Here is a 7,848-nt window from a genome sequence, read left to right as displayed (position 1 = left end):
CTCTCGTTCTCATGCACCAGCGCCACCGCCTCCGGTGCCCGCCGCACCTGCGCCTCGAACAGCTCATGGATGCACCGCTCCGACGGATACGCCGCCTCCGTGCGGTTCAGCTCCTCCAGCAGATACCCGCGCTCCGCCGCCGGCAGGATGTCGATGCGGCCCACCGGCTGCCGGGGCTCGGCCATCACAGCACCCAACAATTGTTCCAAATGCTGTGTAATACGTTCGACATTCTCCGGTGCCAAGCGGCTTCTGTCGAAGTGCCATCGAAAGCTACCGTCCAAAGAGCACACTTCAAGCGTCAGCACGTTGCCCGAGCGAGGTATTCCAGAATTCGGCGCTGATCCCAGCTCATGCGAAGAAGCACCTTCCCTTATCGTGATACCAATCGGCCACGGGCACCGCGATCGAAGTGCCTCTATGTTCTTTAACGCCGGGTAGCGTGCAACGAGATCCCCAGCAAAACTTTTGTGTGCTCGAAGCAGAGCGAATTCGGCCTCAACTGTCCTACGCACCTCTGCAAAAGCATCATCGAGATCAACTACAATTTTCATCGGCACGACTGCGGCAATATGCAACCCTGTTGCTTCCGATGCAACTCCCGATACGTTGAGCGTAGGACTCCATCCCAACTGAAGCTCAGATTCACCTGAGATGCGGGCAAGATAGATTAGCCAGCCGACCACTATGTGTACCATGCGCTCGATCGGTGCCAATTCAGCCAAAACGCTAAAAGCATTCTCCGAACTGGACTGCCATTTCGTCATGGCCAAAGCCGACGACGAAAAAAAGGGAAGCTGCAACGATCTGAACCCGGCAAGCCGCTGGCGCCAAAATGACTCTTGCACGGCTAACATTTCGAGCTCGGAAGTAATGCTCGACGCCTGTTCTACACCGAATATGTGAAGACGGTCTCCCATATCCAGACCGTGATGCTTCGCGAGCGCCGACGCGTCAATAGATTGACCGTCCGGACCAGAAAACCAAACATCGACATCTTGCGTAGCTGTCGCGACACGCCAATGCCAACGGTGGATCCCCAGCAAGGAACCCGGAAGCTCATCCGAGCATCGATCCAGAACCTTTACGCGTTTGACTGCCACAAGATCATCGACCAAGATAACCTTTGGCATTCCCAACGGATTTGGATAATTTGTTCCGAAATCCAAGGCCCGCACCATTGCAGACAAATCTTCCGCAGATCGATCCCAACGTAAACAGCCCCCAACATCGGGCCTTCGATATCTCGGAAAGTAGCTCCTGTCCAGCAGCCTTTGCGGACGTATATCGAGGGCCCCGTCGGTCAATCCAATTAGCAACTCACGGAACCCCTCGATAGCAGCCTCATAACATCTAATGTTTAGGGTGAATGCAGTGTCGGTCGGCGTTATTAAAACCTGACGCCGAACGACCACATCACCAGTATCGACGCATTGATCCATACAATGCCACGTAATTGCATATTCGCTTTCACCAGCAAGCAACGCCCAAGAAGTGGCATGAGTTCCCGCATATTGAGGGAGCGGTCCATCATGATAATTGAAAGCGCCTTGACGTGCCTGCCTAAGCACACCCACTGGCAATATGAACGGATTGGCGACAGAAAATATATATTCAACGGGCTCAATATCTATAAATGTCGAGAGCTCGTCGACGCTGCTACAACATAGGATATTGGCACCGGTGGCCCACTCGGAAAACCGGGAGTCCGCACAAAGCACCGCGCGGATCACGTGCCCCATTTCCTGGGCTAGCTGAGCACACCTAATGGCTAGCGTACCGCTACCGACAATAACGCTAGACACCTTTGATAAGGCTAACCGATTATTCGCCCCATGATCCGGGCGCGCCAAGGGAATACGATTTAACATCTTAATCTCCCAGCCAAGACCGAAGTCATTTGGCCAAGCGTGCCGCCGTTATGACGACACCGCCACGGAAAGCATCGAAGGCAATGCTGCCGCTGAATGTGGGTTCGTGAACACCCGCTCGCTATTTGACACAGCCGGCGCGTTGACGAGTTCCCAGCGACTCACGAACAAAGGTCCGGTGCTGCCGATGTCGCGATTTCTCCCGTACACGCCAGAATGGCAAGCGTTCGCATCCGCATCAAGTTGACGCCTATCTGCGAGAAGAAGCTGAGCGCACCGCTTCATCACGATTCCCGCCCGCAGATGTATCTCTGCCCCTTTGCTCCAGCCAAACCACCGCTCATGCATTTGCGCCGATCAGCGACGTAGCCAAGGCAACGCAACTACTTTTGCAAACCCGAATAAAGTACCCGACCTTCTGGAATTCGCCTGCCAACGCACGAATGCGCCCCTATCAGTGAAAACCTTGTGCACGCACAAGCAAATCAGACACTGCAGCCGGTACGGAATGGGTACCATCATGCCACCGATCGTGCACCGCATTGATATCAAATCTTTTTTCGATGTCCTAGCGATTTTCTAATATCGCCCAGTTTCTGAGGCTTTGAGCGGCACCGAATTTGGCGGAAGCTCCAGAGCGTGGGGAGTTATTCATCCGGTAGTGCCCGACCCAGAAGCATGAATCGAACGACTTCTGCGGGCGGATCCGAGAAGCCAGTCAATTGACGGAGCGCCGATCGGGTGCGCATATTGCAGTCTTAAAGAGTTTCTCAAGCAATCGAACGCTGAGATGGGGTGGCCAGCTAGCTAAGATCGGCCAGCCGTGCATACGGTCACGCAGTCACGGGCTGCATCACGTCTGTAGGCGGCGCTGTCCCTGATTGGACAGCAGCGGCAGAAATGGGCGTTGCCAGATGAACTATGGATTGCCCTAAGCTATGAGACCGGCCAGGACGCGTTCTGGATCCGTCATGCCTTGCAAGGTCGAGGGATCGAATGCTGTCTTGTCGATCCCGCGAGCATCTCTGTTGAACACCAGAAGTGGCGCGACAAGACGCACCGAATGGAAGTAATCGTGCTGGCCATCAACCTGCGTGTGTTGGCCGCATGGTAAACGGGATCGCATGCACGCGATCCGTGTGCCGTTGCCGCACGATGAGACGTCGTGCAACGTCATACGCGACCGTGGGCAACTGCAGAGGGAAGTCCCGCAACACCGGCGGCGCACGTGCAAGCTACTGGTCACGCTCGGTTACTGGGGTCGAGTCGACAGCCGGAAATTCACCGCACGTCTGGCACGCGGCGAGGTACGGTGCCACGACGGTACGCCACTACCACTGGAACTTCAGCGACGGCTGTTGCGCGAATGCGAACAACTGGCGCTCCTTAAGCAGTAACTGGCGACACTGGAAAAGGAGACGCTCGGGAGCCTCCCGAAGCCGAGCGGAAGCGAATCGATCGCCTCAAACGCCTGAGTGGCATTGGGGCCGTTGGTGGCTCGCGACTGGCACTGGAACTGTTCTGGCGGCGGTTTAAGCCTCGTGACAGTGGTGAGAGCCAGGTCACCAAGGCATCAGCAATCAAGGCAATCGGAGAGTGCGGGCACTACGGATCGAGATGGCATGCCGTGGATCCGTTATCATCCAAGGAGCGCCCTTGACGTATTCGGTTCTCGCAGCGAACAGCTGGCACGACCCCCCAATCGCCGCGCGCGACGGATAGCAATCGTCGCACTCGCACATTTCGTACGGCGGGAAGCTGGTCGAGAGCATGCGCCAAGATGCACCGGCCCGCACCATCCAGCGCAGCGCGTTGAAAATATCGCGAACCACATGTCGGCGCTGCGGCGCGGCTTCGCTCGTCAAGAGTACTGTCACTATCGGAGCGAATTGATGACTGTCCTAGCAAAGTCGGCTTTCGATGTGCGCGAGCTCGCTGTACCACGTGCTTCGGCAGCAGATATTGAGATCTTTTTCATCACCTTCGATTTTCGCGCGACGCTCGACTGTCCCGCATTCGCTCCACTCTCGGACGATGAGCGTGAAAAGGTCGCGCGCTTCCGACGCCGCGACGATGCGCTGCGTTGTGCCATCACGCGCGTCGTGCTGCGTCAGTTGCTGGCCGAACGAACAGATTTGAAGGCAAGTGAATTGCGTTTCGAGCTAGACACCGGTGGTCGACCGCGTCTCGATAAGTGGATACAAGGGGGCCCCGGTCGGCAACTCGACTTCAACGTTTCGCATTCCGAGCAGTATGGTCTGGTCGCAATTGCGCGGCGACGGACGGTTGGTGTCGATATCGAATTTGCTCGCAATGACCTCAACTGGAGGAAGCTCGCGTCAGCGGTGTTTGCGCCGCGCGACGAGGCACACGTGAGCGCTTTGCCGATGCACAGACGAACCGACGCATTTTATGACGTATGGACGGCAAAGGAAGCGGTGTTGAAGGCACGTGGCGTCGGCATCGGAGGAGGCATGACATGGTTTTCTGTACTTGGCGACAGCCAGCACGAGCCAAGCATCGTAGTTTCCGAGGAGAGTGTGTGCAATCGCGACCTGATTGCGAATCTCGACGCAGTTTGGCTTCGTGCCCTGAGCGGTTATGCCGCGTGTGTCGCGTGGTCGCGCGACGCCGCTTGGCGCGATGCGTAGGCACAATGTAGCTTGAGCGTTTCGAGAATTTAACTCCGACCAAAGTTTGCGCTGGCGCGAAGCGAAAACAGCCTGTCGGCGCATCCGAAATGCATAACTTGGGCAAAAATCATCGTGATCTGATCAAAAGCGCCGTTCCAGAGAAAAGGAATTGGTGAGATTCGGCCCGTTTCCTGAGACCAGAAATACCAAAAATTGAGATTGCCCGTACGGCACGTGCCAACCATGAGATGCTAGCAATGGCTGGACTGCCCTTTCCACGTCGATGTGTATGTCCAGACTCCCATGTCCCCCAATACTCTGGAGCCCACATGTCAACGCCATTCGTCTACCTCGACTGGTCAGCCAACATGTTGTAGACATCAGCGGTGACGCGAGTTGTAATGTCGAGGACGGCAGAGGCAATTTTAGCGCACATCGGGCTGCCGACGTATTCTTATACCAGTACTCTCTTGAACTTCCCACTCACCAGTGAACGTTTCACCAACCCATTTCTTCAAATCGTCGGTCAGAGCCATTGATATTCCCCACTTGTTTGCCCCCAAGCTGAAGTCGAATACTACGTTGGCGGTGGCACGACCCACCTTCGGCTTCGAGATCGATTCGGGGATATTTAGAGCGTGTTAGGAACTTCGATTGAGACCTGGTATCCTGGCGGGATGAAAACAACGGACCGCAAAGGGTATCCGACTGATGTGTCGGATGAGGAATGGAGTTTCGCGGCGCCGTATCTGACGCTGATGGACGTTGACGCGCCCCAGCGCAAATACGAACTGCGCGACATGTTTGATGCATTGCGCTGGATGGCTCGTGCCGGCGCGCCGTGGAGGATGCTGCCCAATGATTTCCCGCCGTGGGAGTTGGTGTATCAGCAGACTCAACGCTGGTTGCAGGCTGGCTGCTTTGAGAGCATGGTGAGTGACCTGCGCTCGGTGATAGGCGTGGCACAGGGCCGTCGGGGACAGGTCCGCGGTGCATTGCCGTTTGCCCTGCGCGGTCTAGATTGCGACAACGATAGCGCCTTCATGAACGAGACGGTGTGCGACTTCTGCAAACCGACGGGTATCGAGCTTACGCGGTCGCGTGCATACACGAAGAACGACGAGGCGTGGGTCTAGCAGAAGAATGGCGCTATCGTTCGCCGCTTGGTCAGCTACGGAAGGCGCCAAGGTCTGGACGGCCACGGAAATCCTTGCCCCCTTTAGCAGGTCTCGCCGCTCTACATCAACTTCTTCCAGGCGTCGTTCAAGTCGAAATCCAAGACCCGTCACTGCGCGAAGGTGCCAACGTTCTTTTGGGGCGACATGGGGCCGCCAAGGCGACGGCAGTCTCGCTTGATCCGTAAGCGGCTCAGCTGGGCCGTTCGTCCAGGCGCGTGCGCGTGAGGCATGATGGTGAACTGGAGCTGCCGGTCAGGTAGCGGGATCTGGCGGACTGGCTGGCGTGTGCAGCTTGTCGGCCACACGCCAAGGCAGGAGCTCGTCGATGCGATTGATTTTGTGACCGGCGATATGGGTTAGCACATAGTCGAGGTAGGCACGCGGATCGATGTCATTCAGTGTGCAAGTGCCAATCAATGCGTACATCGCAGCTGCCCGTTCGCCACCGCTGTCTGAGCCAGCGAATAAAAAATTTTTCCGGCCCAAGCTTACACAACGCAGCGCATTCTCCGCGATATTGTTGTCGATCTCGAGCGTACCGTCTTCGCAATACAACGTCAGTGCGCTCCACTGGTTCAGTGTGTAGTTGATCGCCTTGGCCGTATCGGACTTCGACGACAGCGTTTCAAGCTTTGCCCTGAGCCACGCTTCGTAGATCTGAAGCAGTGGTCTGGCTTTCTCCTGCCGTATTCGCAACCGCTCGGCGGCTGGCCTGCCGCGAATGGAGGCCTCGATGTCATAGAGCCCGCCAATATATTCGAGTGCCTTTTGTGTTGTGTCAGATGGCGTGCGCACATGGATGTCGTAGAACTTTCTCCTCGCGTGCGCATGGCATGCCGCCTCGCGTATCGAGCCATCGCGGAACAATTCGTCGAATCCCGCGTAAGCGTCCGCTTGCAGGATCCCTTTGAAGTTGGCGAGATGGGTTTGAGGATGGATGCCTTGCCGGTTCGGCGAGTACGCGAACCAGACCGACGCCGGTTGCGTCGAGCCCGAGCGATGATCGTCGCGCACGTAGACCCATAGCCGGCCGGTGCGCGTCTTCCTGTTGCCCGGTGAGAGCACCGGGATCGGCGTGTCGTCCGCGTGCAGCTTGGTCGCGGCCATCGTATAGCGGCGCAGCGCCGCTGTTAGCGGAGCGCACAGTGCCTCGCACTGGCCGATCCAGCGGCCCATGCTGGCCCGGTCAAGTGTCACGCCGTCGCGTGCCGCGATCGCCGATTGCCGGTACAACGGCTGGTGGTCTGCATACTTCGAGACGAGGATGTCTGCGAGCAAGCTCGGATGGGCGATGCTCCGCTCGATCGGCAGGCCCGGCATCGGGGGCTGGCTGATAGTGCTGCAGCATAGGCAAACCAGTTTTCGCCGGATCGTGCGAATGACCTTGAACGCCGCTGCGACCCGGGCGAGTTGTTCGGATTCGTCCTCGCCGAGCACCTGCATTGGTTGTCCGCAATCCGGGCAACTTGATTCAGGCTTGAGTACATGATCCTCGCGCGGCAGATGCGCGGGAAGCGCTTGCCTGGAAGCCGCTTCGTCTGTAGTCGCATTTGAGGTGGACGCATTTGCACTTCGGGCCTGCGCACGCTGCACATCCACAACGTCGCGCCCGGCCGCCAGATCCTCAAGTTGAGTCTCGAGCGTCTCGATTTGCCGCTGCAGCTGCTCGGACTTGCGACCGAACTGCATACGCCTGAGCTTGTCGATCTGCGCCTTGAGCTGCTCAATCTCGACATCGCGTTCGGCAAGCAGGCTACGGGCCTCAACCAGCAAGGCCTTCAGGAGCTCGACATCGTCAGGAAGATCGGCGCCGTTCGACATGCGCCGTAGTTTACGAGTCTGCCGCGCGGTTTACAACATCGATAGTGCGGCAGTGCGACGGGGCTGTCGCCAGTCGATGCCCTCAAGCAGCATCGACAGTTGCGCAGAGCTCAGATGGACCTTGCCACCGTCGGCCTTGGGCCATATAAAACGGCCTCGTTCAAGCCGCTTCGCAAGCAGCCAGATTCCGTCCTCCGAGGCCCAGAGAATCTTTACCAGATCGCCAAGCCACACGACATTCAACATACCGATCGCAAATTGTGGTGATCGCATACCGCTGGCACCCCGCCTACGGCCAGGAATACAGGCTGGTCCGCCGCACTGGGCGCCGCGGGAATGAGATGG

General features: G+C 57.4%; 4 protein-coding genes and 1 pseudogene. 2 read left to right on the top strand and 3 right to left on the bottom strand.

Going from position 1 to position 7,848, the window contains the following annotated elements; all coding sequences use genetic code 11:
* Positions 1-1,733: formyltransferase family protein (locus AB3X94_RS40740; protein WP_368614407.1), on the bottom strand; the 1,733-nt coding region annotated here is incomplete at its 3' end.
* A 2,030-nt stretch (positions 1,734-3,763) separates the two neighbouring features.
* On the opposite strand from AB3X94_RS40740, the gene AB3X94_RS40735 reads away from it, so the two are divergent.
* Entirely contained in the window at positions 3,764-4,522 is a 759-nt protein-coding gene (locus AB3X94_RS40735; protein WP_368594293.1) for a 4'-phosphopantetheinyl transferase superfamily protein, read from the top strand.
* 659 nt (positions 4,523-5,181) lie between these two features.
* Positions 5,182-5,487, top strand: a pseudogene (locus tag AB3X94_RS40730) (transposase); the annotation flags it as partial.
* A 447-nt stretch (positions 5,488-5,934) separates the two neighbouring features.
* Here the strand turns inward: AB3X94_RS40730 and AB3X94_RS40725 are convergent.
* Entirely contained in the window at positions 5,935-7,503 is a 1,569-nt protein-coding gene (locus AB3X94_RS40725) for an IS66 family transposase (protein ID WP_368594292.1), read from the bottom strand.
* A 30-nt stretch (positions 7,504-7,533) separates the two neighbouring features.
* Positions 7,534-7,848: IS66 family insertion sequence element accessory protein TnpB (tnpB, locus tag AB3X94_RS40720; protein ID WP_368594291.1), on the bottom strand; the 315-nt coding region annotated here is incomplete at its 5' end.

Source organism: Paraburkholderia sp. BR10923 (assembly GCF_040948765.1).
Taxonomy (GTDB): Bacteria; Pseudomonadota; Gammaproteobacteria; order Burkholderiales; family Burkholderiaceae; genus Paraburkholderia; species Paraburkholderia youngii.
This window is presented reverse-complemented; position numbering and strand designations above follow the sequence as displayed.

Coding starts and splice junctions, on each gene's coding strand:
- AB3X94_RS40735 (WP_368594293.1), top strand. CDS start 3,764: ATGACTGTCCTAGCAAAGTCGGCTTTCGATGTGCGCGAGCTCGCTGTA.
- AB3X94_RS40725 (WP_368594292.1), bottom strand. CDS start 7,503: ATGTCGAACGGCGCCGATCTTCCTGACGATGTCGAGCTCCTGAAGGCC.